Here is a 26,547-nt window from a genome sequence, read left to right as displayed (position 1 = left end):
AGGAGACCTGAAATGGATCTGATCAAATCCCTGTTCGTCGCAGCGTCTGGTCTGAAGGCGCAAAATGGTCGGATGCGGGTGATCGCGGAAAACATTGCCAATGCGAATTCGACGGCAAAGACCCCGGACGGGGAACCCTATCGCCGCCGAGTTCCAACGTTCCAATCTCATTTTTCCAAGGAACTCAACGCAGAAGTTGTCGAGCTTGGAAAAGTAGCCGAAGACAAGTCAGCATTCAAAGAGCGCTACCAACCCGGCCACCCGGCGGCAAATGAACAAGGATATGTTCTGGAGCCCAACGTCAATACGCTGATTGAAACGGCGGATATGCGTGAAGCTCAACGGTCTTACGAGGCCAATTTGAACGTGATCCAGTCTTCCCGTCGCATGCTTCAGCGAACCATCGATATCCTGAAGGGCTGACCCCGTTCAGTCCCTTTGTAGAGTTAGGAGTTCGGGACCATGTCCAGTTCGTTGATCGCCAACAATGCGTATCAGTCTGCTGCTCGTATGGCGCAGCAAATTGCTCAAAACGAAGCCAAGGTTGCTCAAAACGAAGCCAAGGTCAAAACGCCAGACGTTGATTTTGGGCAAATGGTGCAAGAGGCGGTATCAAATATCGTCCAACAAGGACGCGATGCTGACCAGAAGGCGATGGGTCTTGTGGAAGGCAAGACTGACGTGGTTGACGTGGTGACCGCAATTGCCGAAGCCGAAGTAGCGCTTGAAATGATGGTTTCAGTTTGCGACCGGGTGATTTCGGCTTACGAAGAAATCAAGCGGATGCCAATCTGATCCGGTTTCCGGCTCCTGAGAGAAGTGGAGGCTTGCGATGACCGGTGGTGAAGTGCTCGATTTGGCTCGAGAAGGTGTGTGGACGATGATCTTCATCTCCGCGCCCGTGATGATTATCGGTCTGCTTGTTGGCGTGGTTATCGCCTTGTTTCAGGCGCTGACGCAAATTCAGGAAATGACGTTGGTCTTCGTTCCGAAGATCCTCGCCATTTTTGTAACTCTGCTGTTGTCTCTGCCTTTCATGGGGCAACTTTTGGCTTCCTTCACGGCGCGGATCGCTGAGATGATCCTGCAAACGTCCTGACGGCGGCCGATGACTGTTCAGCTCGACTTTCTGCCGCAAATCACAGCGATCTTCTTGTTGATGTTCGCGCGGATTGGCACGCTGATCATGTTGATGCCCGCCTTGGGTGAAACATCAATCCCAACGCGCATACGTCTGACAATTGCGTTGGGCATTACACTGGTTCTCTATCCCGTCATTTCCGGCTCATATCCGGCAGGCCTGACAGATAATCCGGCCCGCCTGCTGGTTTTCATGGGTGGTGAAATGATTATCGGATTTGCGGTGGGCCTCTGCATAAGGCTTTTCACAACCACACTTCAAACTGCGGGCGTGATCATGGCCAACCAGTCCGGTTTGGCCTTTGCGTTCGGCGCAGACCTTGCCAATGGTGGCCAGCAGGGCACCCTGTTCGGCAACTATCTGTCCATGGTTGGCATTGCGATGGTTTTTGCCACGGACAGCCACTATCTGGTCATTGCAGCCTTGCATGACAGCTTTACTCTTTTTCCTCCAGGTGAGTTGGTGCCTGTCGGGGATTTTGTGACCAATGCGACGAACACCGTTGCAGAAGTATTTTCCATAGCGCTTCGCATGAGCGCCCCCTTTATCGTGATGGGACTTGTCTTCTATTTCGGGCTCGGCCTTTTGAACAAGCTGATGCCCCAAATGCAGATCTTCTTCATCGCCATGCCGGTCAATATTGCGATCGGGTTCTTCCTCCTCATGGTACTGCTCAGCACTTTGATGGCCTTCTATCTGGACCATTTCGAAGGCGCTTTGGGCAAGTTTATCGCGGGGTAGGAGAGCGTCATGGCTGATGATCAAGATGATGCAGAAAAGACTGAGGACCCCACACAGAAACGCTTGAAGGATGCGTTAGACAAGGGGGATGTTGCCAAATCGCAGGAAGTCAGTACCTGGTTCACGCTTGCCGGGACAACGCTGCTTATTGCCCTGTTTGCACCCACGATTGGCGCGGCTGTTGGCAATCACCTGAAGGGCTTTATGGAACATGCCCATGACATTCCGGTTGACGGATTTGCGCTGAAAGCTCTTTGGCGGGACACCGGCCAGTCCATCGCCTTGATCGTCGGTCTGCCGCTCATGGCTTTGGTGGTCATGGCGATTGCTGGAAACATGGTTCAGCACCAACTGGTCTTTACCGCTGAAACCATGAAGCCAAAACTCTCCAAGGTGTCGCCGCTGTCTGGGTTCAAGCGGCTTTTTTCCAAAGACAGTTTGGTCAATTTCGCCAAAGGGTTGGCGAAGATCTTTGTAGTGGGAGCCCTGATGGTTCTCGTCCTGTGGCCACACCGGGACGAGGCGGACATCATGATCTTCGCAGATCCGGTCATTTTGCTGGAAGAAGCGCGGTTTTTGATCCTTCAGTTGCTTGGTGCTGTGATGGCATTCATGACGGTGGTCGCAGCTGCTGACTATGCTTATCAGAAGAACAAATGGTTCAATAAGCAGAAGATGTCCCTTCGTGACGTCAAGGATGAGTACAAGCAAACAGAAGGCGACCCGCACGTTAAAGGCAAAATCCGGCAACTCCGCATGGAACGTTCCCGCAAGCGCATGATGGCAGCTGTGCCGGATGCAACAGTGGTTGTGACCAACCCGACTCACTTTGCGGTGGCGCTAAAATATGAAGAGGGCATGGGAGCCCCACTGTGTCTTGCCAAGGGAACCGATGCTGTCGCATTGAAAATCCGTGAATTGGCCAAGGAAAAGAAGATTCCTGTGGTGGAGAACCCACCTTTGGCCCGTGCGCTCTATGCAAGCGTTGAGATTGAGCAGGAAGTGCCCGAAGAACATTATAAAGCAGTGGCGGAAGTCATCGGCTTCGTTTATCGCATGCGGAACAAGTCCAGCTGGCGATCAGGATAATGAGATCTGGCGCTATTCATCCACACGACCAAGCGGTGGTTTGGTTGAATTTGGTTGCTGTTCGCAGAATGCTGGAAGAAAGCCTGAAACCGATTCGGGCTGAGGAGTTACACGACGATGAGTGAATTTGACGGTGCGGCGAATGAGCCCCTGATTGACCGGCCTGAACGGGCTGGCAGTTTGTGGTTGCTGATTTTGCTGGCGCTGGTTCTTGTCGGAGCTGCTGCAAGCTTTGCGCTCATGGATCGGGCTCAGGCTCAACCCTTCGTCTTGGGTATGTTGGGCATCCTCGCCGTCATTGGGGTTTTCTGTCTTTTTGCAGGAGCCATCGGGTTCTTGCGCCTTGCCTCCCGCACAAATGAATCCAGCCCAATCGCCGCAGCCTTTCTAGCCACCCTGGAAGACGGCGCTTTGGTCACGGATCAGGATGGACGTCTCGTCTATGCCAATCAGGCCTATGCTGATCTGACCGGCGCGGAAGGGGCTTCAGATGTTCGTGTAATCGAACGGGTGTTTTCCAGCGATCCCGATGCTGCTGATGCCATCTATCGCCTTTCTCAGGCTATGCGTGATGGACGCCGGGCGCAGGAAGAAGTTCGCATGGTATCGCCGCTCGGGCGCACGGAGGGTGGCCCGCGTTGGTATCGGGTGCTGGTCCGCCCTGTAGATGTGTCAGCCAAAGGCCGGTCGGCACGCCGCCTGACCGTGTGGCAGCTCTCAGACATTACCCGCGATCGGGCCGAGCAGGAAAATTCGTTTCAGGAACTGCAGCGGGTTATCAACTTCCTCGATCACGCCCCAGCCGGTTTCCTGTCCTGCGATGCATCCGGTCAGGTCGTTTATCTCAACGCGACGCTTGCCGACTGGCTCGGCTATGATCTGGCCCAGTTCGAGGTGGGAGATCTCTCCCTGATCGATATTGTACGCGGTGATGGGGCGGAGCTGATCCGGTCCGTCAAGGGCCACGCGGGAGAGGTCAAGAGCGACACGTTTGACCTTGATCTTGTGACGCGGTCTGGCCGCGGTCTGCCTGTTCGGTTGCTGCACCGTGTGCCGTTTGGGGAAAATGGTGTTGCTGGGGACAGCCGCACGCTTGTTTTGAACCGTTCGCGGGGTGAAGAGGCATCCGAGGCGCTGCGGGCGGCAGAAGTGCGTTTTGCCCGCTTCTTTAACAATACGCCGATTGCCATCGCCTCTCTCGACAAAGAGGGCCGCGTACTTCGCACCAATGCACCGTTCCTGAAGTTGCTCGGTGCGGTGGATATGGATGAGGGTGCGCCAAAACTTGAGGCTTATGTTGCCGAGAGTGGCCGAGACCACCTTGGCAAAGCGCTTAGCGCGGCTTCCCAAGGCATTGGCGAGATTGCACCAATTGATATTCCGCTGAGCGAAGGACATGATCCGCGCTCGGCTACGTTCTACGTTTCAGCTGTTCAGGATGGGGAAGGGGACGGGGAGACGACCATCGTCTATGCGCTTGAAACCACCCAGCAGCGCACGTTGGAAGCGCAGTTTGCCCAAAGTCAGAAGATGCAGGCGATTGGTCAGCTGGCCGGCGGCGTCGCGCACGACTTCAACAACGTCCTGACAGCGATCATTGGCTTCTCGGACCTGCTTTTGGCAAGCCATCGTCCAACAGATCCGTCCTTCCAGGACATCATGAATATCAAGCAGAACGCCAACCGCGCAGCTGGACTTGTCCGTCAGTTGCTTGCGTTCTCCCGTCGTCAAACGCTGCGCCCGCAACAACTCGCTCTCAATGATGTTCTGGCTGATCTTTCCATTCTTCTGGACCGCCTTTTGGGCGAGAAGGTCGAGCTGCAGGTGATCCATGGCCGGGACCTGTGGCCGGTTATGGCTGACCTCAACCAGCTGGAACAGGTGATTGTGAACCTTGCTGTCAACGCTGGCGATGCAATGGCCGATGGCGGCAAGCTGACAATCCGCACAACCAATGTGTCAGCCGAAGAATCGACCAAATTTGAAAACACGCGCGGCATGCCTCCGGGCGAATACGCGCTTGTCGAAGTCGAAGACACCGGTCACGGCATTCCGGCCGATGTCATGCAAAAGATCTTTGATCCGTTCTTCTCTACAAAAGAAGTGGGCAAGGGTACGGGCCTAGGTCTTTCAACGGTTTACGGGATCGTCAAACAAACTGGCGGGTTCGTCTTCTGCACCAGCGAGGTGGACATTGGCACAACCTTCCGTTTGTTCCTGCCGCGCCATATTCCGGACATCGTAGAAGAAGCAAAACCTGTTGCCCAAGAAGCCGAGAGCGAGAAAACCGCTGACCTCACGGGGTCTGCATCCATCTTGCTGGTCGAGGATGAAGAAGCCGTACGGGCGTTTGCAGCTCGTGCCTTGGCGTCTCGCGGTTACACAGTCTATGAGGCGGGATCGGGAACCGAGGCGCTCGAAGTCATGGACGAAAATGACGGCGCAGTTGATCTTGTGGTTTCAGACGTCGTGATGCCGGAGATGGACGGTCCATCCTTGCTTGTTGAGCTGCGCAAGACACGGCCTGACCTGAAAATCATCTTTGTCTCGGGCTACGCAGAAGATGCCTTTGAAGAAAACCTGCCCGAAAACGAGCAGTTCGACTTCCTGCCAAAACCGTTCACCCTCAAGCAGTTGGCGACAAAAGTGAAAGAGGTCTTGGAAAGCTGAGGGGGAAGAACCCCGGCTCTTTTCAAGTGATTTGACTTTAGGTTGGATCTGATTAGTTTGTATCTCATGGGGTTTGCGAATACCCCGTGAGGCGATGGCCCAAATTCGCGTCCTTTTAATCCTGAAACATGGAAGGGCGCATCATGCCGTCACCAAATGCCATTACCGCTTCCCAACTGAACCGTCTTATCGGAACACCGGACTGCCCGGTTATCATTGATGTGCGCATTAATGAGGATTTTGAGGCAAATCCGACGTTTATCCCGACCGCCTTCAGGCACTCTCACCGAACCATTGAGAACCTTGTTCCTGACCTTGCCGGTCGCAAGGTGGTGGTGGTCTGCCATGGTGGTTTGAAGCTGAGCGAAGGGACAGCTGCGCTTTTGAGACTTCATGGTATTTCTGCCGAATATCTGGACGGTGGGGCGGAGGGCTGGAATGCCGCCGGTTTTGTTCGCATTCCAGCTACATCCGTTGCTTCTGGCAATGTGCCCGGCGAGCAAATCTGGGTGACGCGGCACCGCCCCAAGATCGACCGGATTGCCTGTCCATGGCTTATCCGGCGGATTATCGATCCAAAGGCCCGGTTCCTGTCTGTTTCTCCCTCGCAGGTTCAAGGTGTCGCCGATCGTTTTGGCGCTGTTCCTTTTGATGTGGAGGACGTTTTCTGGAGCCACAGGGGAGATACCTGCACGTTTGACACAATGGTTGAAGAATTCGGCCTTAAGAGTGAGGCGCTGGAGCGCCTTGCCCTTGTCGTGCGGGCAGCCGATACAAACCGGCATGATCTTGCGCCACAAGCCGCAGGTCTGCTTGCTGTCTCTGTCGGGTTGTCGCGCATGTTCATGAATGATCTTCAGCAACTTGAGGCTGGACTTGGCCTATATGATGCGTTCTATCGCTGGGCTCGGGATGCGAGCGATGAAGGTCATGATTGGCCGGCAGCGGCGAAGCGGGGGTGAGTGGTGGATCAGCGATCAGAAATGACCACGCGGGCGATGGAAAATTCGCCCTCAGATCACGGCTCTCCGGGGTGGCGAGCGCTTTTGCGCGTGTTTCTCAATATCGGGCTTTTGTCCTTTGGCGGGCCGGCAGCACAAATTGCCCTCATGCATCGCAAGCTGGTTGACGAGACCAGATGGTTGTCGGAGCGCAGCTTCACCAATGCTCTGGGCTTTTGCATGTTGTTGCCGGGTCCGGAGGCGATGCAGCTGGCGACCTATGCCGGCTGGCGGCTGAAAGGCGTTGCAGGCGGATTGCTTGCAGGCCTGTTGTTTGTCCTGCCCGGTGCGGCGGTCATTTTCCTGCTCGGGACGATTTATGCCCTTTATGGGCAAGTTTCCGTGCTTGGTCAGGCTTTTCTCGGCATCAAGGCTGCCGTCCTTGTCATTGTCTTTGAAGCGCTCTTGAAGCTGTCGCGGCGCGCCCTGACCAATCCTTCGCAATGGGTTCTCGCAGGCTTGTCTTTCTTCGCGATCTTCTTTCTGGCTGTGCCGTTTCCGTTGATCGTATTGCTGGCGGCCGGGTACGGAGCTGTTGCCTACCGTGAAGACGCGGGGGAGGGCGCGGAGGTTGCGGTAACGGTCTCTACCAAGCGCACACTTGCAACGGTTCTGATCGGACTTGTTGTCTGGTTCGCCCCTCTCGTAGCCGTTGGGGCCTTGTCGGGCGTGCCGATCCTCAGCGAAATTGGCCTGTTCTTTTCAAAGCTCGCAGTCGTCACCTTTGGCGGAGCCTACGCGGTTCTGGCTTATATGGCGCAGGATGTGGTGACGCAGAACGGGTGGCTGACCGCCGGGGAAATGATGGACGGGCTCGGCTTGGCCGAAACAACGCCGGGACCACTCATTCTCGTCACCCAGTTCGTGGCCTTTCTGGCCGCTTTCAAGGAAGGGGGAGTGGGGTTGGCCCTAGCAGGGGGCATGGTGGCGCTTTGGGCAACCTTTGCGCCATGTTTCCTCTGGATCTTTGCAGGTGCACCTTACATTGAATGGATATCGGCCCAACCGCGTTTGAAGGGGGCTCTGACGGCGATTATTGCCGCAGTCGTTGGCGTGGTGCTCAACCTGTCGGTCTGGTTCGCGCTGCATGTGCTCTTTGGTGAGGTGAGCGCACGCAGGCACGGGCCTCTGACACTTTGGATTCCGAACCTTTCCAGTCTCGATTGGCGCGTGCCCGTCATCACGCTCATCTGCGGCCTTCTCCTGCTGCGCTGGCATAAGATCCTGTTTCTGGTCCTCGGGGTCGCAGCTGCTCTGGGGTGGGGGCTGTCACAGGTGTAATGAGGTTTCGCTTCGTGGGGGCTATTCCCACGAAGCAAAGTTCTTTTCCTTTGAGAGGGTTTGAAACCGCTCCTGCAGGGTGATCATGAAGCTGGCGCGATCACCGGTCCAATTGAACGCGTCGCCGACAAAGATGTCGCAGAAGAAGGGAACCAATAGCCAAGAGCCCCTCGGTAGCGCCTTGCCAAGACCATGGGTGAACACGGGAACGACCGGCACATCGGGGAAGCGCTCGGCGATATAGGACACGCCTTTCTTTAAGTCTATCATCTTCTCCGGTTCGCCGCGCGAGCCTTCGGGAAAGAGGATCAGAACCTTGTTCTGTTCAAGGGCGCCATAACAGCCTTGAAGAGGATCGACGGATTTCTTTGCACCGCTGCGCTCAACCGGAATGATGCCGAGCACATGTTCGGAAATCCACTCCATCTTCGGGGTTGAAAAGAAATAATCGGCCGCTGCGACCGGCTTGATGTCTTTCAGGCGGTCCAGAGGCATCAGGGCCATCAAGACCATCGTGTCGAGATGGCTGTTGTGGTTGGCGACAATGATGGCCGGACCTGTGTCCGGCAGGAGTTCCTTGCGCCGAACATTCAGCCCCAGCAGAAAGAGCACTGCTATCTTGATGAAGATATAGAAGACCTTCTGCAGCATGCGTTTGCGGCCTAGTAGAAGAAGAAACGGGTGAAATGGAAGAAGATCGCCGCGGTGAAGGTCAGGCTGTCGATCCGGTCGAGAATGCCGCCATGACCGGGAATGAGGCTGCCTGTGTCCTTGACCCCGAGGTCCCGCTTCAGGGCTGAAACCGTGACGTCTCCCACAAAGCCGGCGACCGGGATGATAAGACCGATTGCCGCCGCATGAGCCAAGGAAAACGGCGTAACTAGGGGTGCAGTGAGAACGGCAAGCACGAACGTGGTGCCAACTCCGCCGAGAAAACCTTCCCAGGTCTTGTTCGGACTGACACCGGGAATGATCTTGTGGCGTCCGAACATCTTGCCCCAGGTGTATTGGGCAACGTCATTGAACTGGGTCAGAAACACAAGGAACAGCAACAGTCCGGGGCCGCCCGCGCCGCCATCGGTCACCGGCGGCAAGGTGATGAGAAAGGCCGCATGGCTGATCGAGAACACGCACAGCATCAGGCCCCAATTCAGCGTTCCGACCGACTTAAGGAACCCGTCCGTCTGCTGGGAGATCAGGCTGGCAAAAGGCAGGAACAGGAACATGTAGACCGGAATGAAGACCGCAAACATGCCGTAATAGCTGTCATAGACCCAGAAATACTGGATAGGGATTGAAAGATAGGCCCAGAGCAGCACCCGTCGGTCGGCCCGTCGTGTCGGGATCATTGAGAAATACTCTTTTAGCGCCAGAAAGCTGATGAGGCCGAACACGATGATCGAGATAACTGGGTTGACGAGGAAGGCGACCGTGAAGATCCCGATCATGACCCACCAGCTTTGGGTTCGTTGAACCAGTTCGCTGACATCCTTTGCAGAGCGCTTCGAGATAGTGAATACGATGATGCTGGCTACGATCAAAAGCCCCCAGATACCGGCAATCGCCCAATGAAAGGATGTCATGGTCGGGATTGCTCCAGTTCACGAAGGGCGTTGCGGGCACGATTCCAGATGGTCCAAAGAGACAGGCCGCACGCGAGGGTAAACACGATGGTGAAAAGCAGCGGGCTCGTCACGCCGATGGCGGTCAAGGCGCCACAGGTTCCATAAAGAACAGCCCGGTCGCTTTTGCCAAAGGGGCCGTCATAGCGTCGGCTCGCTCCAATCTGGACGCCGATGATGCCAGTCATCTCCACGATGATCGCCAGCACCACCAGACCAACGGCAAGGTCCGGTCGAATGAAGGGAAGGGCTGCAAAGGGCAGGTAAAGCGCGACATCCGATACCACATCGCCCAGCTCATTGAGAATCGCGCCAAGACTTGATTTCTGGTCGTGTTCGCGGGCCAGCATGCCGTCGATGGCGTTCAGGCCCATGCGGACGAACAGGATTACGGGTAAAAGGACAAAGGGCCAGATGCTGGCCGGGAAGGTGTAGATGGCGAGGCCTTCCACAACAGACAGGGCAAGAGCGCCGATGGTCACCTGATTGGCAGTGATGCCAGCACTGGCAAGTCTGTTGCAGAGAGGGCGGAGAATGTTCTGAAATCGGGACTTCAGCTGATAAACGGTGGGCATGGAAGAGCTTTACTGGTCAATTTTGCTCACCATGCGTCACCTCTGTCTGCAATTCAACTTTTCTCATTCATTAAGCAGCCTGGGATGTTTCCCATCGTTCATTCTGGCGCTGCCCCACGCTGCTCCAGCGGAATTGCGTTTCAGGTCTGCAACAGGCGTTACCGCTCGTTATAGTCTACGATCTGCCTGCCTCTAAGTTTGCATTCGGCTTCCAATACCGAATAGATCACATTCGGATCTTCAGCTGTCCGGTCGATCGAATAACTGATGGTGACCGTTTTCTCATAGTCTCCAGTCACTTTGGAATTCTGGAGCCGTTTGATCGGATATCGAGTGCTTTCCCGAGCATACTTGTCGCAGATTTGGGTCGCTAAACCGTTGCCGATTGTGTCGCGTTCCTTCCGGGCCTGCTCTGCCTGGGACGTGCCTCGGTTTTTGTCGGTTTCCATAATCCCGACAAATCCCTCGGCGATGCGAGTGATAGAAACGCACCGACTAAAATCTGCTGTTCCTTGCGTTAAACCGCTATTCTTGCAGACGAGTTCTTCCGGATTCAATTTCGGTTCAGGTGCCGGACCCGAGCCATCAGATTGGCAGCCATTTAAGAGCAATGCGACAGGTAAGACGAGATACTTCAAATGAACCTCCGTTTTCTTCCGAAGGTTGTGAAGTGCTTGATATTCAAACCCAAGTGGTTTTGCTGGCGGCAGCCCGATAAATTGTGGATTTTCCCAAGGGGGTAAATGTCCCTAACCAATCCTCGGACAGCTGCTGGATTGTTCAGCGCGGGATTTCAGGCCATTGAGGCTGTCCTGCGTGTTGGCGTTACCCGGCAGGACAAAGCTTTGTTCAAGTGCGGTGCTGGCATTGTTTATGACGGCCAGCTCCTGCACCGCAAAAGTGTTGCAGGCGGCTCCAGTGAACCGTACGCGAATACGGATAACGCGGTTTCCATTGTTAGACGGCCCAAACTCTTGATCGAGCGCCGGGTTATCGCCCGCCATGACACGCTCCATGACCACCATGTTGGCGCTATTCTGCACAACCTTGGTTCCCCGCTCGTTGGCACTCGTAACGAGGGCAGTGCGAACTGTCTGCGGATCAGCCGCGATATTTACGCTCTGCGCTCCCTGCGGAACGGTCAAGGTAGGTTGTGTCGTCTCCGGAGTGGTCGGCTTTGTGCTGGACTGGCATGCGGCCAGCAACAGAGCAAGAACAACAGAGGCATATCGTTTCAGCATGGCACTCTCGGCAGATTTTTCAACGTCACTTAACGGCAAGTCTAGGGCGAAATACTTATAAATGCATTGAGGCTGTTGGCAATGGTGTGCAGTCGGAATTAAAATCCACCGCCTGTGGTGAAGCCTCCACCGCCAAACCCACCTCCGGAACTGAAACCGCCACCTCCAAAGCCGCCACTCGAACGAGAGCGTCCGCCCATACTTGTGGGCAGGCCAGAGCCTTTCGGGAAACCGACCCGTCCTCCACGCGGCTTGCGCCATTTATGTGAGCGTTCGGCGCGGGCCCAATATTCGGCGGCATCCAGACCGCCTTTGACCAGTTCGCCAAGAAGAACGGTTGCCAGACTGTTGTCGGAGAAAGTCGATTCCCAGCGGTCATATCCTTTTGAGCGGAAACGCGTACTGACATCAGCCAACTGACTGCGCCGAGCAGAAATATCGCGTTGTAGTTCCCGGTCCTGACGAATTTCGCGGGTGAGGGCCTCCATCCGCCCGCTCAGATCCTCGATCTGCCGGACGATTTTCTCGTCTTCTGGTGAAGGCGTAGCGAGTGCTTCGCGCCAGAGTTCATCCAGATCATCTCCTCTCAATGATGTGGCCAGATGTTCTTCGGCTTTCTGGTAGTCAGCATCATCCCCGGTGCTGAAGTCCTTGATCGCTTGAGCGACTGTTTCGATGGCCTTGTCGAGAGCGTCAACGCGGGAGTCGTAGTCAGCCACCTGCGCGTTATAGGTCTCGATTTTCCCGATCAGGTCCTCGCCTGCTGCAGTCTCCATGGCAGAACGGCTGAGTGCATCAAGGCGAGCAGCTTCTTCTTCTGCCTGCTCTGCACAGCGTTCGGCATGGCTCTGGAGGCGTTCCGGTAAACTGGTGAGCATCGCGTAGTTAGCGCGGGCATCATGGAAATCAATTATACCGGCTACCCAGCGGTCCAGCGCACGGGTCAAGCCAAGGTGGTTGTAATCCGGAGTGCCAAAGCCCCGCTGCCACAGATACACAAAAAGAGCGTCATCCTCATAGGCCTTGCCCTTCTCTGCCTGATCCTGAATTGCAGTTTGCGCCTTTGAAGCTGTTGCTTCCGCGGTCTTTTGAGCGTTGAGGGCGATGTCACGCTGCGCAAGGAATGCCGTGTCCCCATCAAGCGCGTCATCAACAGCTTCCAACAGGCTGTCGACCCGGTCTTCGGCATCCGTCTGTGCAGTGATGATTGCTTCGCGTTCCGCGTCCAGTTGCGCACGCTCTGTTTCCCGCTCGCGAAGTGTTTCGGTCAAAACCTTCAAGTCAGCACTGCGCTTGTCCAACAGGCGCCGTGCTTCGCGTGCCGCGGAATCCAGACGGATGTCCAGAGTTTCAATGGATTGCGTGTCCAGCCGGAACCGCGCCAGATCCTTGTAGGCTTCACCCTTGCGGGTCTGGAAATCGGCAAATGAGCGTGTGGCCCGTTCAATGCGGGTGCCCAGCTCTGCTTCTTCGCGGCGAAGATCATTCAGAGCTGCATCAATGGAGGCAAGGGTTTGGCGTCCGGTCAGCATGGCTCCACCTCATTTTTTTGTTTTGCAGAAGGTTGCCTTACCATTTGGTGATTGCTCCGTCCTTCACACCCCGGGCCCACTCGATATCCAGAACACCCTGCTTTTTTGTGCCAAGTAGGCTGTCCTGAACAATGCCGTCCTGCACCTTGTCATCACGAACTTTGCGATAAAGCGCTGGCGTGACGCGCTGGGCCCAGCTGGAGACCTCTTGCGTTTCGTTATTTTCTTCCGAAACAATCTTTCGGGTCAGGGCGTTGCCGTCGGGTCCAATCGCTTCCACAACAATGTAGTAGTTGGCCTGTGTGCGATTGACGTCCGGTACACGTTCCACGCCGGTCATGGTGCCGGGGCGAGAAACAATGCGGACTTCAAAAACCTGATTGAGTGCTGTTGCGATATCGCGAAGGTCGTCGGCTGCCTTGCGGGCTGTTTCGATGTTTCCGTCTTCGGCAGCGAGCTTGCCGGTCGTCGCAAGCCGGTCAGCTTCTGCAAAGATTTCCGGGTCATTGGTGAGCGATTTAACGCGCTCAGACAGGGACGTGATGGATTGCGGGATGGTTTCGGTCAGTTCCTGTTGAAGCGCAATTGCCGCCCGTTCTCTTGGGGCAACGACAAGAAATTGCCAGGCCAACACGGCAAGCACGAGTGCAGCCAGCGCCCCACCTGCCCATTTCGACCAAGTGGCACGTGTGACGTAAACCGTCGCCAGCATGCGGGAAAACCCGCTGCCTTTCGGCTTGTAGACGAAGCGATCCGCCTTCAGGTCCTCAACACCGGCTTTCAGGATGTGATCAGGAACATCTATGCCTTGCGACTTGTAGATTTGGCGCAGCCGGTTGAGCATGTAAGCGTCCCGGTCGTCTGCCGCGATTTCCTTTTCTACAACCGCCCGTTCGTGACGCAGTGTGTCCACCACGTCCATGGCCATCATCAGGTCATCCAAAGGTGCCTGAGTCTTGTCTGCCATCTGTCTCATTCTCCTGGTCCGCATCAGGTCCCGGCAAGGCCCTTTGATGCCGATCGGTTTTCAATATCAAAAAATGCGAAGAGACAAGTTTCGCCTGCCTCTTCGTTGTTGCTTCTGATTTCGGTAGTGAAATCTGGCCCACCGAAATCGGGCCTGCCGAAGTGGGGCAAGGTCAGCTCATCAAGGCATTGCCTTCAGCTGCCAGTTTGGCGAGGCGGCGTTTGCCGTCTTCAACTGCAGTGCGGATTTCTTCGGAGTTTTTAGTCGACATCTCACGCATCTCATTGATGATTTCGCGTGAAGACACCTGAAAGTTCACAACAGAATCGACCAGCTTCTTAACAGATGCGGCTTGAACTGTCGGACCGTAACCGGCTTTCAGAGCCTCCTTTTGAACCGCATCACCAATTTCGGCGAGGGTCTCAAGGCTCTTGTTCACACCGTCCTTCATCGCATTCAGCGTTTCGGTGGATTCGTGCAGACCTTGCAGGCCTGTGAAGGACGCATTGAGGGCTGTCAGAACAGATTCGTTGGTCGAGAAAAAGCTGACCGACTGCGCATAGACCCGCTCCTTGGCGTTGGTGGTCTGCATCAACCGCGCCATGATGATTTCCGACGTGTTGTAGCCAATGGTCAGGTTGTCGGAGAGGTCCTTGGCGATCTGATAGCGCTTCTCCTCATCCTGCATTTCACGCAGGCGCTCGTCGCGGGCAAGCTCCAGACGTGCTTTTTGAGCCTGGTCATCGCCGGTGTAAGCCGCAACTTCGTTGGACGCGTTTTCCAGGTTTGCCTTGGTCTGGTCCAGCTTGGCTGTCGCGGTGTTGAGCAGTTCAAACGCAGTAACCTCAGCCTGTTTCAGCGCGCCGCGGAAATCGCGGTAAGCCTCCAGAATGGTCTGTTCCCGTTCGATCTGATCCTTGGTGGCCGCCGCAACATCCTTGTAGGTGGTGCGAATGTCGTCGAAACGATCAGAAATCGTGCCGCGGGTAATGTCACGCCACTTGTTGGAGAGGTTCTCCATCATGGAGATTTTGCCGTCCGCCAGCTGGTCGACGAGGGATTTGGCATCATCACGAATGGAGTTGAAGCTTTCGGTAATTGTCTCGTAGCGCTCGCTGATATCCATTTGCTGGACTTGAGTTCGCACAACTTCATTGAAGTTGGATGCTTGGCCCAGTGTGCGTGTAATCACGGCAACCTTGTCCGGAGAAAGGTCGGAAATCTGCTCAAGCAGAGCGTTGATCGGCGCATTGGCTTCGCTTTCCACGGCAATACCGAGGTCGCGAAGTTTGGTCAGAGCGTTGTCCAGATACTGCAGTGGAGACAAACCGCTCCATGATTGAGTTGCCGGTACATTCTCTGGTGCGGTTGTTGTGTCCACCATAAAAACCTCCTCGCATTCGTGCCCGCTGTGTTGTCTCGGGCTCATTTTCCATCATGCGGCGGGCTTAGTAAGGCCAGCCATTGTTAACAGTGTCAACGCTCTTGCCGCATGGTTATGACAAGGATAAGGCGGTGTTACCGATCCGTGACACTTTATTCGGTGATGTTGGTGATATCGGTGCTTCGACCCGGCCACGCAACCTGAGCAACAGCGATTTGAGCCGCCAGTCGCGCGTTGTTGCGTACAAGGGCAATATTCGTCTCGAGACTGCGCCCACCTGTCAGCTCAAAGATTTTCGCCAAGACAAATGGTGTCACGTCCTTACCCGTAATGGCGTCAGCTTCTGCTGCCCGAATTGCAGCGTCAATATGTTCAGCCATGTCTTCTTGGGAGATTTCGGCCTCAGACGGCACAGGATTGGTGACCAGAACCCCGCCATGATCTTCAAACAGGGCGCGGGTCGCGATAAAGGCCGCAATTTCTTCCGGTGTATCCATTCGGTAGGGCGCAGCAAGTCCGCTTTGTCGGGACCAGAAGGCTGGCAAATCGTTTGTGCCATATCCAACTACGGGGACGCCCTTGGTTTCCAAAACTTCGAGTGTCTTTGGAATGTCGAGCAGCGCCTTTGCGCCAGCTGCCACAACACAAACGGGTGTCCGGCCGAGTTCTTCAAGGTCTGCGGAAATGTCGAACGTTTTTTCTGCGCCTTTGTGAACGCCGCCAATGCCACCGGTGGCAAAAACAGAAATCTCTGCCGCATGAGCTGCCATCATTGTGGCAGCAACGGTGGTTGCGCCGGGCTGCCCCGTGGTGAGGGCGAGGGCAAGATCAGCGCGGGAGCACTTTAGGACATTTTCTGCCTGTGCAAGACGGTCGAGGTCTTCGGGTTCCAGGCCAATGCGTAGTCGCTTGTCGAGAACTGCAATAGTGGCCGGAACGGCTCCAGCATCCCGGATATCCTGTTCCACCATGCGCGCTGTTTCTACGTTTTTTGGAAAGGGCATGCCATGGGTGATGATAGTGGATTCCAGCGCAACAACAGGCTTGCCGTTTTCCTTGGCATCGCGCACTTCGCTGCTCAGGCTCAAAAGGGAAGAAATCTGCACGTTACAACCTTCATGTGATTTGGCTTTATGGGTTTTGGACCGGTGGGAACTCGTGGTCTCAAGTGGTGTTCTAAAGGGATTGGGATAGGTCATCCCAAGAATATTTCGCAGCAGTTGCACCGTTGCTGGTCAATGTGCGGGTCGCTGCCGCTCGTCCGTACTGAATGGCTGTTTCAAGACCAAGTTCTCGAGAAAGCGCAGCAAGGGTTCCGGCAATCAACGCATCTCCGGCGCCAGTAACATCCTTCGCGGAGACCTCAAGTGCGGGCAGGTGCTGCGGAGTTGATCGTTCCACGGCCCAATAAAGTCCGTCTGCCCCCGCAGTTAGAATAACGGAGCCTGCGCCCATGTGTTGCAGCGCTGTGACTGTGTCCTGTGATGTGGTTGGGCGCGTGCCTTCCAGTAGTGCTGCAGCTTCCGCACGGTTGATGAAGAGCAGATCACAGGCCGGCAAGACCGCTTCCAAGCGTCCCGCTTTCGTGACTGATACGGCATCAAGTGCCAAAAACCTGTCTTGCTTGGCGCTCGCAATGCCTTGCAAGACGGGGACAGGGAGGTTGGCATCGGCAAACCAGATCATATCCGTTTGATCTTGAGCGCAGCGAACAGCGTTTTCAAAGAGTGTTGACGGTGCAGTCTCCAGTATTCTTCCTTCAACGCAGGCCATCGCCATCTGACCGTCTGGCTGATGAAAGGCGCAGTATCTGCCTGTGGCTTCTTTTGTTCGTTCTATTAAATGCGGAACAACACTGGTCTCTTGTAATCTGGACATGATCCGCGCAGCGGCATCATCTTGGCCCACCGCGCCGTGAAGTTCGGTGCAAACCCCGAGTTTGGCCAAACCCACAGCTACGTTCGTGGCCACACCGCCCAGGCTTTCGTGAAACCGGGCTGGTGTCGAGGTGTCCTGCTGCAGTTCGACATCTGCATGGACGATTGTGTCGAGATGAACAGCACCAAAACACCAAACGGGTTTGGAATTGCCTGCGGATGGCTCAGGGCGCATCTTGTGCGCGCTCCTTCTTGAAAGAAGATCGTGGACCTGTGCCTATCAGGTGTCGCCTGCCGCCTCAAGTGCAGAGTGATTCCATCATGTTCATTCTAACGAGGTGAAAAATTACCGTAGCGTAAGTTTCGATATGTCCCCATGTGAACACATTGAGAACAAAGCATAATTTCATTCGTTTTTTCATTAACTTAAAATTCATTGTCAAATGAGAACAAAATAGGTACATATTCATCAGTTTGAAACGGCTTGCCCGTCGTGGAATAAGGAGCGGAAAGCATGTCGCAAAGCACACTTCGTCTCGTAGAAAGCAGCCAGATGGACAAGACTAAAGCGCTTGATGCAGCGCTCTCGCAAATTGAACGAGCCTTCGGAAAAGGCTCCATCATGCGGATGGGGCAGGGGCAGGCCGTTGAGGTTCAATCCGTCTCCACCGGATCACTCGGCCTAGATATTGCGCTTGGAATTGGTGGTCTGCCGAAGGGGCGGATCGTCGAGATCTATGGCCCTGAATCTTCTGGTAAAACGACCCTTGCGTTGCACACTGTTGCAGAAGCGCAGAAAACTGGTGGTATTTGCGCGTTCGTGGATGCCGAACACGCGTTGGACCCGATTTATGCACGCAAGCTCGGCGTCAATATTGATGATCTGCTGATTTCTCAGCCAGATGCGGGTGAGCAGGCGTTGGAGATTGCAGATACCTTGGTTCGCTCTGGTGCGATTGATGTTCTGGTCATCGATTCCGTTGCAGCTCTGACGCCAAAAGCAGAGCTGGAAGGTGAAATGGGCGACAGCCTGCCAGGCATGCAAGCGCGTCTGATGAGCCAGGCCCTCCGCAAGCTGACCGCCTCCATTTCCAAGTCGAACTGCATGGTGATCTTCATCAACCAGATCCGCATGAAGATCGGTGTGATGTTCGGCTCGCCTGAAACGACAACGGGCGGCAATGCGCTGAAATTTTACGCTTCTGTCCGCCTCGATATCCGTCGGATTGGTGCGATCAAGGACCGCGATGAGGTGGTTGGCAATCAGACCCGCGTGAAGGTCGTTAAAAACAAGCTGGCTCCGCCATTCCGTCAGGTTGAGTTCGATATCATCTACGGAGAGGGTGTCTCCAAGATGGGTGAATTGATCGACCTTGGTGTTAAAGGCGGAATTGTTGAGAAATCAGGAGCCTGGTTCTCCTACAACAGTCAGCGGTTGGGGCAAGGGCGCGAAAACGCCAAGCAGTTCTTGCGCGACAATCCGGAAATAGCGGAAGAGATCGAACTGGCTGTTCGTCAGAATGCCGGATTGATCGCTGAAGCGATCATTGACCCGACAGGCGGTGAAGACGACGACAGCTGAGTTCGTCAACAACCGGTAGACGTTTAGAGGCATCGGACAGCGTTCGGTGCCTCTTGTTTTTTGGCCTTGCAGACCCACTATTGTAGAGGCTTCTGGACAGGGTTTGCCTTGAAAGTTAAAAGGCATTTCCGGCTAACCGGTCAGGTATCGGTTTGGCCCACCAATTCCCATCGCGCTTTTGGCCAAAAGCGTTTTGCAGATCAAGGCGAGACCCCGCGTATGACCGGCGTTAATGACATCAGATCGACGTTTCTGGATTACTTTTCCAAGAACAGCCACGAGGTTGTTGAATCCGGACCTTTGGTTCCCCGAAATGATCCGACCTTGATGTTCGCAAACGCGGGCATGAACCAGTTCAAAAACATTTTTACCGGTTTGGAAAAGCGTGAGTGCTCTCGTGCTGTGACATCGCAAAAATGCGTGCGCGCTGGCGGAAAGCATAACGACCTCGATAACGTTGGCTACACTGCGCGGCACCATACGTTCTTTGAAATGCTGGGGAATTTCTCCTTCGGCGACTATTTCAAGGATCGTGCAATCGAGCTTGCCTGGAACCTGATTACCAAGGAATTCGGTCTTCCGGCAGACCGCCTTCTGGTCACTGTTTTTGCCGAGGACGACGAGGCAGCCGTCCTTTGGAAAAAGATCGCAGGGCTGAGCGACGACAAGATCATTCGGATCGCGACGTCTGACAATTTCTGGTCCATGGGGGACACTGGCCCGTGTGGTCCGTGCTCGGAGATCTTCTATGACCATGGCGACCATATTTGGGGTGGCCCTCCAGGCTCACCGGAAGAAGACGGCGACCGGTTCATCGAGATCTGGAACCTTGTCTTCATGCAGTTCGAACAGCTTGCTGATAAGCGTGTAGATCTGCCGCGCCCGTCCATCGATACCGGCATGGGGATTGAGCGTCTTGCGACCATTCTTCAGGGTGTTCATAACAACTACGATATTGATCTCTTCAAGGCCCTGATTTCGGCGTCTGAACATGAGACAGGAGTTGAAGCATCCGGCGATGCGCTAAGCAGCCACCGCGTGATTGCAGACCACTTGCGCTCTACCAGTTTTCTGATTGCTGACGGCGTTCTGCCGTCCAATGAAGGACGTGGGTATGTGCTGCGCCGGATCATGCGCCGGGGCATGCGTCATGCGCATCTTCTGGGTGCCCGTGATCCGCTAATGCATAAGCTGGTGCCGTCCCTGATCCGGGAAATGGGGCGTGCTTATCCAGAGCTTGGCCGGGCAGAAGCCTTGATATCCGAAACGCTCAAGCTGGAAGAAACTCGCTTCCGCAAAACGTTGGAACGTGGTCTCGGATTGCTGGATACAGCAAGTGGCGATCTGTTTGAGGGCGGCCAACTCGACGGAGAAACGGCTTTCAAACTCTATGACACTTACGGTTTCCCGCTGGACCTTACGCAGGATGCATTGCGGACCCGCGGGATTTCCGTCGATACGGACGGTTTTGACAGCGCGATGGAGCGCCAAAAGGCTGAAGCCCGGGCAGCGTGGTCAGGCTCAGGTGGGGCCGTGACAGAAACGATCTGGTTTGCGCTGAAAGACAAAGTCGGTGCGACGGATTTCCTCGGCTATGAAACGGAAACAGCTGAAGGTGTGGTCAAAGGCCTAGTGGCGGATGATGCGCAAGTCGACAAGCTGAATTCCGGGCAAGAGGGCTTTGTTGTCCTAAACCAGACACCGTTTTATGGCGAGTCTGGTGGTCAGGTTGGTGATGCCGGGTTGATGATCGGTGAGGGTGTTCGGGTCACTGTCAGCGACGTTCAAAAGAAAGCCGATGGCCTGTTTGTTCATGCAGTCAAGGTTGAGGATGGGACACTCACTCTCGACCAACCGTTGGAACTCAAAGTCGATCACGCACGTCGCACAGCTATTCGCTCTAACCACTCAGCCACGCACCTTGTTCACGAAGCGCTGCGCGAAGTGCTTGGAACACATGTTGCGCAAAAAGGCTCAATGGTGAGCCCGGAGCGGTTGCGGTTCGACTTCTCCCATCCAAAGCCGCTGTCGGATGAAGAGCTGGCTGTCACCGAAAAGTTTGCCAATGAGATTGTGCTTCAAAATGCACCGGTCGAAACACGGTTGATGGCGGTTGATGATGCCATCGAAGCCGGAGCTATGGCGCTGTTTGGTGAAAAATATGGAGACGAGGTTCGCGTGGTTTCCATGGGAACAGCCCTTCATGGCGAAAAGGAAGGCAAGCCTTATTCGCTTGAGCTTTGTGGTGGAACGCACGTCAAACGCACGGGCGATATAGGCCTTGTGACGTTGGTTTCTGAGGCTGCAGTGGCTGCGGGCGTGCGCCGTGTCGAAGCGCTGACTGGCTCGGAAGCGCGTGCCTATCTTGATGCGCAGGACAAGCGTGTGAAGGAAGTGGCCGCGATTTTGAAAAGCGGTATGGCGGACGTGCCTGCGCGCGTTGCGCAGCTGGTTGAAGATCGCCGGAAACTTGAAAAAGAACTGCAAGAGGCCAAGAAGAAGCTGGCCATGGGCGGTGGTGCTGGCGGCGATGCGGGAGGAGCTGTCAAAACCATTGGGTCAGTACAGCTGATGGGCCGCGTTGTGGAAGGCATCAATGCGAAGGATCTGAAGGGCATGGTGGATGAAGCCAAGACCCAAATTGGGTCTGGCGTTGTGGTTCTCATTTCAACAGGTGAAGGCGGGAAAGCCTCCATTGTGACCGGCGTCACCAAGGATCTGGTTGAGAAGGTGAGCGCTGTTGATCTGGTTCGTCTTGGCTCGGAAGCCCTTGGTGGGCGCGGTGGTGGCGGCCGTCCGGACATGGCTCAGGCCGGAGGTCCCGATGGTTCCAAGGCTGAAGATGCGATCAAGGCGATTGAGGGGCATTTGGAAGGTGTTGCCTGATCTGGTCAGTTGCCAGAAACAGAATCAAAAAGGCGGGCCAAGTGCCCGCCTTTTTTGAGGTTTCGTTGAGTTTCCCGTTTAGGGGAGGTCAGAGGGAAAAAGCAACGAACGCCATCAGTATGCTCGCAGTAAACGCGGATGTAACCAACATCAAAAGGTCGCTATCTTGCGGGGAGACAGTAGCGGTATCCGTGCGGTTTACATCAAAGGACATTGTATTCTCCTTTTCTCTGCTTGCTTTCTTAAGATGGATGTTGGATCACGAATTACAAGATCCCATCTTTCACTCTCGTTCACCGAAGCGTGAGGGGGAAGAAGAAGGGATGGGTGCGGGAGCGTGCTGTTCCTGCTAGCTTTTCTCCGGCTATGATTCCCAAGAGGCTTTGAAGGTGTCTCAAGTGCCGTTCAAGAAACTGCTCTACGATGTACTGGAAGACACAGGCCAGCAGCGGTTTGCCGCGCGAATAGTTCGCCACTTCCTAATCGCTTTGATTGTCGCGAATCTTTTCTTCGCCATCATTGAGACGGTGCCGGAAATTCGGGATACGCAAGGCGGCTTGTTGACCCGATTGCAAATGCTGTCCGGTTTTATTTTTGTTCTGGAGTATATTGCCCGGCTTTATGTTGCCGATCTGCACCCGCCTTTGCGCAAATATGGACCGTTTTGGGCGCGTGTTCGCTATGGGGTGCACCCTGATGCGATCATAGATTTCCTTGCTGCTCTGCCGTTGCTTCTGATTTTCTTCCTGCCAAATACGGCGGTGACTGTTGTAGTGATCCTCCGGCTCCTGCGGTTTTTGAAGCTGGCCCGGTATTCTCCAGCTCTCCGGTCACTCCTGACTGCCATTGGCTCTGAGCGCCACGCACTCATTGGTTCAACGGTTATTATCTGTGGTGTCATCTTGTTGTCGGCCACTTTGCTTTATCTGGTGGAACATGATGATCAGCCGGAAGCGCTGGCAAGTATACCCCGGGCGATCTGGTGGGCTGTCACCACCATCACGACAGTAGGCTACGGTGATGTGGTGCCTGTTACTGACTTGGGACGTTTGATCGCCGGGTTTGTGATGTTGTTAGGCTACGGGTTGATCGCATTGCCAGTGGGCATCATCGCCTCCGCCTTTGCGCGCGAGATCCATAGTCGAGATTTTGTTGTCACGTGGTCGATGGTGGCCCGCGTGCCATTGTTTGAAGACTTGAGCGCGGCGGAAATCGCCGAGGTTTCCAAGTTGTTGGAAGCGCAAAGGGTTAGGGCAGGGACTGTCATCGCTGAAAAGGGCGAAATGGCGGACAAGATGTATTTTATCGCTGAAGGGGCCGCCGAAATTCGCGTTCTGGATAAAGTGATTTATCTTGATGATGGCGATTTCTTTGGCGAGTTGGCTCTGATCCAGCAGCGGCCCCGGGCAGCGACAGTTCGAGCAGTGCGCGACTGCGAACTACTGGTTCTATCGGCACAAGCACTGCAGAAGCTGATGGATGACAATGCAAATCTGACCCACAAAATCCTGAAGGAAGCAGAGATCCGCATAGCCGCCAACCTGCAATCCTTTGGGGATTTGGCTGAGTCCGAACTCGCTTTGGCCGATATCTCCCCTCTTGATGAGGAAGCTGATGCGGTTGAGCCTGACTTATTCAAGGGCCCAAAACACAAAGACAGTTAAGCTGCCCCTAGCTCTCTGCCATCAGGGCGTCATCGATTTCGTTGGCGCGAACATAGGCTGGGCGCTCTGCGACACGCTTTGCGTAGTTTTCGAAAACCGGCCGTTGCTCGATCGTTTCAAAGTGCAGCCCCCAAATGACCTGCGCCCCAACATAAACATCCGCTGCGGAGAAGTTATCTCCCGCAATGTATGGGGTGTTTTTAAGTGCCAGTTCGAGAGTGGCGAGCATATCAGTGTAATTGCCGTAGCCTGCCATGCGTTGCTTTTCCTGGGGAACGTCAAATCCGAGAGCTCTGCCAACCAGACAGGATTCCAGTGGCCCAGCGGCAAAAAAGAGCCATCTGTAATAGTCTGCTCGCTGATCCAAAGCCGGGGCTAAGTTGTTTTCTGGAAAAGCATCTGCCAGATACGCGCAAATAGCAGCCGCTTCGGTGATCACTTTGCCCTTATGGGTGATGGTCGGCACCTTTCCCAAGGGATTGATCGCGAGGAATTCATCCGATTTCAGACTTTCGCCATAGTCCAATATCTTTGTTTCATAAGGAACTTCGATCTCTTCCAGCATCCATCTTGCAATCCGGCCACGGGACATCGGGTTTGTGTAAAGCACAAGGTCACTCATACTGTAATCCAATCAAATTGTTCCTGAAATGTTCTTTCTTAGTGAGCACATTTAATCACTCAGCGTCAAGACGATATTTAAGGGGCCGGCGCGCCTGACTTCTTACGTTCCAAACACGACTTGATACATTGTCCGCCCCGGCCAAAAGGTGAAAATACCCGCCAACACAAGAGCATAGATATAAAGTCCGATCATATTGCTCCGATGGGCCTTTATATTGCCCTGTCCAATGGCGCGAATGCTCTGCCATAGCGTGTAAAGCGTCAGTGGTATCAGGAGGTGGATCGGAGAAAAGGGGCCGATCATTCTGAAGCCATAAATGAAGGCGGCGCTGATTGCGGTGATCAGCATAAGGCCGATCCAGACCCAACCCAACATCCGGTGGGCTCGTGTGCCTTTTGCCAGAAGCAGTTGAATACCTCCCAGCACAAAGGCTGCAATGGCGGCCAAGGCATGCAAAGGCACTGGAAAGCTGGCATTCATCAAAGGGGCTAAAGACATAACATAAGCTCCAATTGGTATTGGGACACTCTGCAGGTTTAATACCATCTAGCATCCCAACCCAATGGTAGTATGTCTTGAATATACCCTTGGTTTGATGTCAGACTCGGGAAAAAGCGCTTTTGGCGCCGCCGGTTTTTTGCACTTGGAAGATCGAGCTGATGTCCGCAGCCGGAGGGTAGGGAAGCCGGACCGGAACTTCTTTCATGCGAGGTTGCAGAACCGGATTTCCAATGATCATTCTGTCCAAAAGGTCGTCCCATTGCTCTTGTTGTGACAAGCGTTGAATGTAGGCAGAACCACCCATAAGCGGCCATGCATCTGCAGCACAGCATTCGTAGAACAACATCAGTCTGGCGCGATCAGAGACATTGGGGGCAGAACCATGCAGGGTCCGGGCATGGTGAACCGACATGCTTCCGGCCTTTCCGGTTATTGTCACTGCCTTCTCAATCTGGAATTCCGGATTGGACGGATCGACCGCGCCGCAAAAAATGTTATCTGAGCTGTTATGGTTCAAAATTGGGCCCTTGTGAGACCCTGGGATAACCTGAAGCGGGCCATTTTCCTCCGTGACATCTTCCAAAAAAACACCGAAAGCCAACATGTCGTCGTTCGTGTGGGGATAGAATGCCCAGTCCTGATGCCACTCGACCGCAGCTCCGCCGCCGGGTGCCTTTGCATTCAGTTTTGATGTTTGCAATACGGCATTCGGTCCGATTAATTGTCGCAAAACCTCGGTGATCCCAGAATTTTTCAGAACGTCCCAAAAAAACGGATGCTGCTTGTGGGGGAGTTTGATCCGAGTCAGCTTCGGGGTCTCGAAACTATGGCCTTCATCCAGATCATAGACGTCATTGCTTTCAGTCACTCGTCTCGACCGATCAATGAAATCGTGAGTAATGGACTGCATCTGGTGTAGCTATTCTGCAGACACAACGTCTTCGACAAGAAGATAACCGTTCTCAAAGTAGAACTCGATCTGTTCATGGGTCAGCATCATGGTTCCTTTCTGTGCCTACGTCAGGCTTGGTATCGATACCACGGTTGATTTGGTATCGATACCCGCGTTTATTTAGCTCGTCAATTCTCACCGGGTAATCAGCGCAGGAGGCACGCCTTGGGTATGGGCAAGTGGGTCACAATGAAGGATGTAGCCGATCTTGCCAATGTGGGAACTATCACTGTTTCTCGGGTCTTGCGAACTCCGGAAAAAGTCTCGGAAGCAAAGCGTCAACGGGTTGAAAAAGCGATTGAAGAATTGGGATATGTTCCCGACAATACCGCTGGGGCGCTGTCATCCAGCAAGAGCCGTGTGTTTGGAGCAATAGTATCTACGGTAAATGACTCGGTGTTCGCACAAACTCTTGACGGCCTTTCGAGCACCCTTCGGGCCGCCGGATATGAACTGCTTTTGACAAGTACCAACTACAATCCTGAGGTGGAAGAAGAGGCATTACGTGCGCTTCTTGCCCGTCGGCCGGACGGAATTGTCCTGACGAGTACATCTCACTCCATCGGGGTCACAAAACTTCTTGACGCCGTCAGTATTCCGGTCGTCGAAGTTTGGCAGCTGCCATCTGAACCCTTGGACATCGCTGTTGGCTTTTCCAATTATCAGGCCGGATATGACATGGCTCGTCATTTGATCAACAGCGGCTGCGAAAACATTGCATTTATTGGCGGAGGTTGTGCGCGCGACGTGCGTGGGCTTCGTCGGCGAGAAGGATACAAGGACGCCTTAAAGTCTGCTGGCTTGGCACCGGTCATGTGGCCTAATGAAGATCAGGCAGCACTAACCGGGATTGAACTCGGAGCTGCAAGTTTCGAAAAGTGTTTGAACGTAAATCCGCATGTAGACGCTGTAATGTGCGTGAGCGATCAGGTGGCGGTCGGAGTTCTTTGCGAAGCCAGCAGACGTGATGTGGATGTCCCTAACGACATGTCTGTATCAGGATTTGGCGGTTTTGAAGTTTCAGCGCCATCGGGATTTGACCTAACCACAATTGCGGTGCCGGGATACGAAATTGGTGTTGCTTCGGCCAGAGCACTTCTCGATCCTGAAGCGGCCAGAGCCCAAAAGGTTATTGACGTCGGTTACAAATTGGTTGAGCGCGGAACAACATAGGAGAAAGGCTGCTCAAGGATCCACGAAAAAACCCGGCGTTGTC

Annotated in this window: 25 protein-coding genes; 12 read left to right on the top strand and 13 right to left on the bottom strand. The window is 54.5% G+C overall.

What is annotated here, in order from left to right; translation table 11 throughout:
- The first annotated feature begins 12 nt into the window (after window positions 1-12).
- The 8 genes from flgC (at window position 13) to chrA (ending at window position 7,923) form a co-directional block, all read left to right on the top strand.
- Window positions 13-423: a flagellar basal body rod protein FlgC gene (gene flgC, locus TRICHSKD4_RS19240; protein ID WP_009468598.1), complete on the top strand. Its 411-nt coding sequence runs from the start codon at window positions 13-15 to the stop codon at window positions 421-423.
- 39 nt (window positions 424-462) lie between these two features.
- Window positions 463-795 carry a flagellar hook-basal body complex protein FliE gene (locus TRICHSKD4_RS19235; RefSeq protein WP_009468597.1) on the top strand — a complete coding sequence of 111 codons (333 nt, stop codon included), beginning with the start codon at window positions 463-465 and terminating at the stop codon, window positions 793-795.
- A gap of 37 nt (window positions 796-832) precedes the next feature.
- Window positions 833-1,099, top strand: coding sequence for a flagellar biosynthesis protein FliQ (fliQ, locus tag TRICHSKD4_RS19230; RefSeq protein ID WP_009468596.1), 267 nt, complete (start codon window positions 833-835; stop codon window positions 1,097-1,099).
- Window positions 1,100-1,108: 9 nt separating this feature from the next.
- Entirely contained in the window at window positions 1,109-1,882 is a 774-nt protein-coding gene (gene fliR / locus TRICHSKD4_RS19225; protein WP_009468595.1) for a flagellar biosynthetic protein FliR, read from the top strand.
- A 9-nt stretch (window positions 1,883-1,891) separates the two neighbouring features.
- Window positions 1,892-2,971 carry a flagellar biosynthesis protein FlhB gene (flhB, locus tag TRICHSKD4_RS19220; RefSeq protein WP_009468594.1) on the top strand — a complete coding sequence of 360 codons (1,080 nt, stop codon included), beginning with the start codon at window positions 1,892-1,894 and terminating at the stop codon, window positions 2,969-2,971.
- A gap of 117 nt (window positions 2,972-3,088) precedes the next feature.
- The gene (cckA, locus tag TRICHSKD4_RS19215; protein ID WP_009468593.1) at window positions 3,089-5,641 is read left to right on the top strand and encodes a cell cycle histidine kinase CckA; all 2,553 of its coding nucleotides are present in this window, start codon (window positions 3,089-3,091) and stop codon (window positions 5,639-5,641) included.
- A gap of 143 nt (window positions 5,642-5,784) precedes the next feature.
- Window positions 5,785-6,603, top strand: a complete 819-nt coding sequence (locus tag TRICHSKD4_RS19210) for a sulfurtransferase/chromate resistance protein (protein WP_009468592.1) — start codon at window positions 5,785-5,787, stop codon at window positions 6,601-6,603.
- A complete protein-coding gene (chrA, locus tag TRICHSKD4_RS19205; protein WP_009468591.1) occupies window positions 6,604-7,923 on the top strand; it encodes a chromate efflux transporter in 1,320 nt (439 codons plus the stop codon).
- Window positions 7,924-7,944: 21 nt separating this feature from the next.
- Here chrA and TRICHSKD4_RS19200 read toward each other — a convergent pair whose 3' ends face one another.
- The 10 genes from TRICHSKD4_RS19200 to TRICHSKD4_RS19155 form a co-directional block, all read right to left on the bottom strand.
- The gene (locus TRICHSKD4_RS19200) at window positions 7,945-8,574 is read right to left on the bottom strand and encodes a lysophospholipid acyltransferase family protein (protein WP_009468590.1); all 630 of its coding nucleotides are present in this window, start codon (window positions 8,572-8,574) and stop codon (window positions 7,945-7,947) included.
- An 11-nt stretch (window positions 8,575-8,585) separates the two neighbouring features.
- Window positions 8,586-9,506, bottom strand: a complete 921-nt coding sequence (locus TRICHSKD4_RS19195) for a phosphatidate cytidylyltransferase (protein WP_009468589.1) — start codon at window positions 9,504-9,506, stop codon at window positions 8,586-8,588.
- Window positions 9,503-10,120 carry a CDP-alcohol phosphatidyltransferase family protein gene (locus TRICHSKD4_RS19190; protein WP_009468588.1) on the bottom strand — a complete coding sequence of 206 codons (618 nt, stop codon included), beginning with the start codon at window positions 10,118-10,120 and terminating at the stop codon, window positions 9,503-9,505. The genes TRICHSKD4_RS19195 and TRICHSKD4_RS19190 overlap by 4 nt, the downstream gene beginning before the upstream one ends.
- Before the next feature lie 158 nt (window positions 10,121-10,278).
- Window positions 10,279-10,569 (bottom strand): hypothetical protein, encoded by a 291-nt coding sequence (locus TRICHSKD4_RS31290; RefSeq protein WP_009468587.1) that lies wholly within the window; start codon window positions 10,567-10,569, stop codon window positions 10,279-10,281.
- A 300-nt stretch (window positions 10,570-10,869) separates the two neighbouring features.
- Window positions 10,870-11,361, bottom strand: coding sequence for a hypothetical protein (locus TRICHSKD4_RS19180; protein WP_040617112.1), 492 nt, complete (start codon window positions 11,359-11,361; stop codon window positions 10,870-10,872).
- Window positions 11,362-11,459: 98 nt separating this feature from the next.
- The gene (locus TRICHSKD4_RS19175; RefSeq protein WP_009468585.1) at window positions 11,460-12,893 is read right to left on the bottom strand and encodes a hypothetical protein; all 1,434 of its coding nucleotides are present in this window, start codon (window positions 12,891-12,893) and stop codon (window positions 11,460-11,462) included.
- 37 nt (window positions 12,894-12,930) lie between these two features.
- A complete protein-coding gene (locus TRICHSKD4_RS19170) occupies window positions 12,931-13,860 on the bottom strand; it encodes a DUF6384 family protein (RefSeq protein ID WP_009468584.1) in 930 nt (309 codons plus the stop codon).
- A gap of 172 nt (window positions 13,861-14,032) precedes the next feature.
- Window positions 14,033-15,244 (bottom strand): hypothetical protein, encoded by a 1,212-nt coding sequence (locus TRICHSKD4_RS19165; RefSeq protein WP_009468582.1) that lies wholly within the window; start codon window positions 15,242-15,244, stop codon window positions 14,033-14,035.
- A 152-nt stretch (window positions 15,245-15,396) separates the two neighbouring features.
- Window positions 15,397-16,350, bottom strand: a complete 954-nt coding sequence (locus tag TRICHSKD4_RS19160; RefSeq protein ID WP_009468581.1) for a pseudouridine-5'-phosphate glycosidase — start codon at window positions 16,348-16,350, stop codon at window positions 15,397-15,399.
- Between the two features lie 70 nt (window positions 16,351-16,420).
- Window positions 16,421-17,356 carry a PfkB family carbohydrate kinase gene (locus TRICHSKD4_RS19155; RefSeq protein ID WP_009468580.1) on the bottom strand — a complete coding sequence of 312 codons (936 nt, stop codon included), beginning with the start codon at window positions 17,354-17,356 and terminating at the stop codon, window positions 16,421-16,423.
- Window positions 17,357-17,635: 279 nt separating this feature from the next.
- On the opposite strand from TRICHSKD4_RS19155, the gene recA reads away from it, so the two are divergent.
- From recA to TRICHSKD4_RS32115, 3 genes are all read left to right on the top strand, one after another.
- Window positions 17,636-18,703, top strand: coding sequence for a recombinase RecA (recA, locus tag TRICHSKD4_RS19150; protein ID WP_009468579.1), 1,068 nt, complete (start codon window positions 17,636-17,638; stop codon window positions 18,701-18,703).
- 219 nt (window positions 18,704-18,922) lie between these two features.
- The gene (gene alaS, locus TRICHSKD4_RS19145) at window positions 18,923-21,589 is read left to right on the top strand and encodes an alanine--tRNA ligase (protein ID WP_009468578.1); all 2,667 of its coding nucleotides are present in this window, start codon (window positions 18,923-18,925) and stop codon (window positions 21,587-21,589) included.
- A 389-nt stretch (window positions 21,590-21,978) separates the two neighbouring features.
- Complete coding sequence (locus TRICHSKD4_RS32115; protein ID WP_208993135.1) at window positions 21,979-23,253, top strand: cyclic nucleotide-gated ion channel; 1,275 nt, start codon at window positions 21,979-21,981, stop codon at window positions 23,251-23,253.
- A gap of 7 nt (window positions 23,254-23,260) precedes the next feature.
- Here the strand turns inward: TRICHSKD4_RS32115 and TRICHSKD4_RS19135 are convergent, their stop codons facing one another.
- The 3 genes from TRICHSKD4_RS19135 to TRICHSKD4_RS19125 all read right to left on the bottom strand — a co-directional run bounded on the left by TRICHSKD4_RS19135 (window position 23,261) and on the right by TRICHSKD4_RS19125 (window position 25,247).
- Window positions 23,261-23,875 carry a glutathione S-transferase family protein gene (locus TRICHSKD4_RS19135; RefSeq protein WP_009468575.1) on the bottom strand — a complete coding sequence of 205 codons (615 nt, stop codon included), beginning with the start codon at window positions 23,873-23,875 and terminating at the stop codon, window positions 23,261-23,263.
- 102 nt (window positions 23,876-23,977) lie between these two features.
- On the bottom strand, window positions 23,978-24,376 hold the full coding sequence (locus TRICHSKD4_RS19130; protein WP_009468574.1) for a DUF2306 domain-containing protein: 399 nt from the start codon (window positions 24,374-24,376) through the stop codon (window positions 23,978-23,980).
- 100 nt (window positions 24,377-24,476) lie between these two features.
- The gene (locus tag TRICHSKD4_RS19125) at window positions 24,477-25,247 is read right to left on the bottom strand and encodes a phytanoyl-CoA dioxygenase family protein (protein ID WP_208993134.1); all 771 of its coding nucleotides are present in this window, start codon (window positions 25,245-25,247) and stop codon (window positions 24,477-24,479) included.
- Between the two features lie 255 nt (window positions 25,248-25,502).
- Between TRICHSKD4_RS19125 and TRICHSKD4_RS19120 the strand changes: the two genes are divergently transcribed.
- Complete coding sequence (locus TRICHSKD4_RS19120) at window positions 25,503-26,504, top strand: LacI family DNA-binding transcriptional regulator (RefSeq protein ID WP_009468572.1); 1,002 nt, start codon at window positions 25,503-25,505, stop codon at window positions 26,502-26,504.
- The last annotated feature ends 43 nt before the right edge of the window (window positions 26,505-26,547 follow it).

Origin of the sequence: Roseibium sp. TrichSKD4 (assembly GCF_000148725.1) — a bacterium.
Classification (GTDB): Bacteria; Pseudomonadota; Alphaproteobacteria; order Rhizobiales; family Stappiaceae; genus Roseibium.
Note: the sequence above shows the minus strand (reverse complement) of the source record. Positions and strands in the feature narration are given on the sequence as shown.

Coding starts and splice junctions, on each gene's coding strand:
- TRICHSKD4_RS19165 (WP_009468582.1), bottom strand. CDS start 15,244: ATGGTGGACACAACAACCGCACCAGAGAATGTACCGGCAACTCAATCA.
- TRICHSKD4_RS31290 (WP_009468587.1), bottom strand. CDS start 10,569: ATGGAAACCGACAAAAACCGAGGCACGTCCCAGGCAGAGCAGGCCCGG.
- flgC (WP_009468598.1), top strand. CDS start 13: ATGGATCTGATCAAATCCCTGTTCGTCGCAGCGTCTGGTCTGAAGGCG.
- TRICHSKD4_RS19235 (WP_009468597.1), top strand. CDS start 463: ATGTCCAGTTCGTTGATCGCCAACAATGCGTATCAGTCTGCTGCTCGT.
- TRICHSKD4_RS19135 (WP_009468575.1), bottom strand. CDS start 23,875: ATGAGTGACCTTGTGCTTTACACAAACCCGATGTCCCGTGGCCGGATT.
- cckA (WP_009468593.1), top strand. CDS start 3,089: ATGAGTGAATTTGACGGTGCGGCGAATGAGCCCCTGATTGACCGGCCT.
- recA (WP_009468579.1), top strand. CDS start 17,636: ATGTCGCAAAGCACACTTCGTCTCGTAGAAAGCAGCCAGATGGACAAG.
- alaS (WP_009468578.1), top strand. CDS start 18,923: ATGACCGGCGTTAATGACATCAGATCGACGTTTCTGGATTACTTTTCC.
- TRICHSKD4_RS19200 (WP_009468590.1), bottom strand. CDS start 8,574: ATGCTGCAGAAGGTCTTCTATATCTTCATCAAGATAGCAGTGCTCTTT.
- TRICHSKD4_RS19210 (WP_009468592.1), top strand. CDS start 5,785: ATGCCGTCACCAAATGCCATTACCGCTTCCCAACTGAACCGTCTTATC.
- fliR (WP_009468595.1), top strand. CDS start 1,109: ATGACTGTTCAGCTCGACTTTCTGCCGCAAATCACAGCGATCTTCTTG.
- TRICHSKD4_RS19180 (WP_040617112.1), bottom strand. CDS start 11,361: ATGCTGAAACGATATGCCTCTGTTGTTCTTGCTCTGTTGCTGGCCGCA.
- TRICHSKD4_RS19155 (WP_009468580.1), bottom strand. CDS start 17,356: ATGCGCCCTGAGCCATCCGCAGGCAATTCCAAACCCGTTTGGTGTTTT.
- TRICHSKD4_RS19170 (WP_009468584.1), bottom strand. CDS start 13,860: ATGGCAGACAAGACTCAGGCACCTTTGGATGACCTGATGATGGCCATG.
- TRICHSKD4_RS19130 (WP_009468574.1), bottom strand. CDS start 24,376: ATGTCTTTAGCCCCTTTGATGAATGCCAGCTTTCCAGTGCCTTTGCAT.
- fliQ (WP_009468596.1), top strand. CDS start 833: ATGACCGGTGGTGAAGTGCTCGATTTGGCTCGAGAAGGTGTGTGGACG.
- TRICHSKD4_RS19190 (WP_009468588.1), bottom strand. CDS start 10,120: ATGCCCACCGTTTATCAGCTGAAGTCCCGATTTCAGAACATTCTCCGC.
- TRICHSKD4_RS19195 (WP_009468589.1), bottom strand. CDS start 9,506: ATGACATCCTTTCATTGGGCGATTGCCGGTATCTGGGGGCTTTTGATC.
- TRICHSKD4_RS19120 (WP_009468572.1), top strand. CDS start 25,503: ATGGGCAAGTGGGTCACAATGAAGGATGTAGCCGATCTTGCCAATGTG.
- TRICHSKD4_RS19175 (WP_009468585.1), bottom strand. CDS start 12,893: ATGCTGACCGGACGCCAAACCCTTGCCTCCATTGATGCAGCTCTGAAT.
- flhB (WP_009468594.1), top strand. CDS start 1,892: ATGGCTGATGATCAAGATGATGCAGAAAAGACTGAGGACCCCACACAG.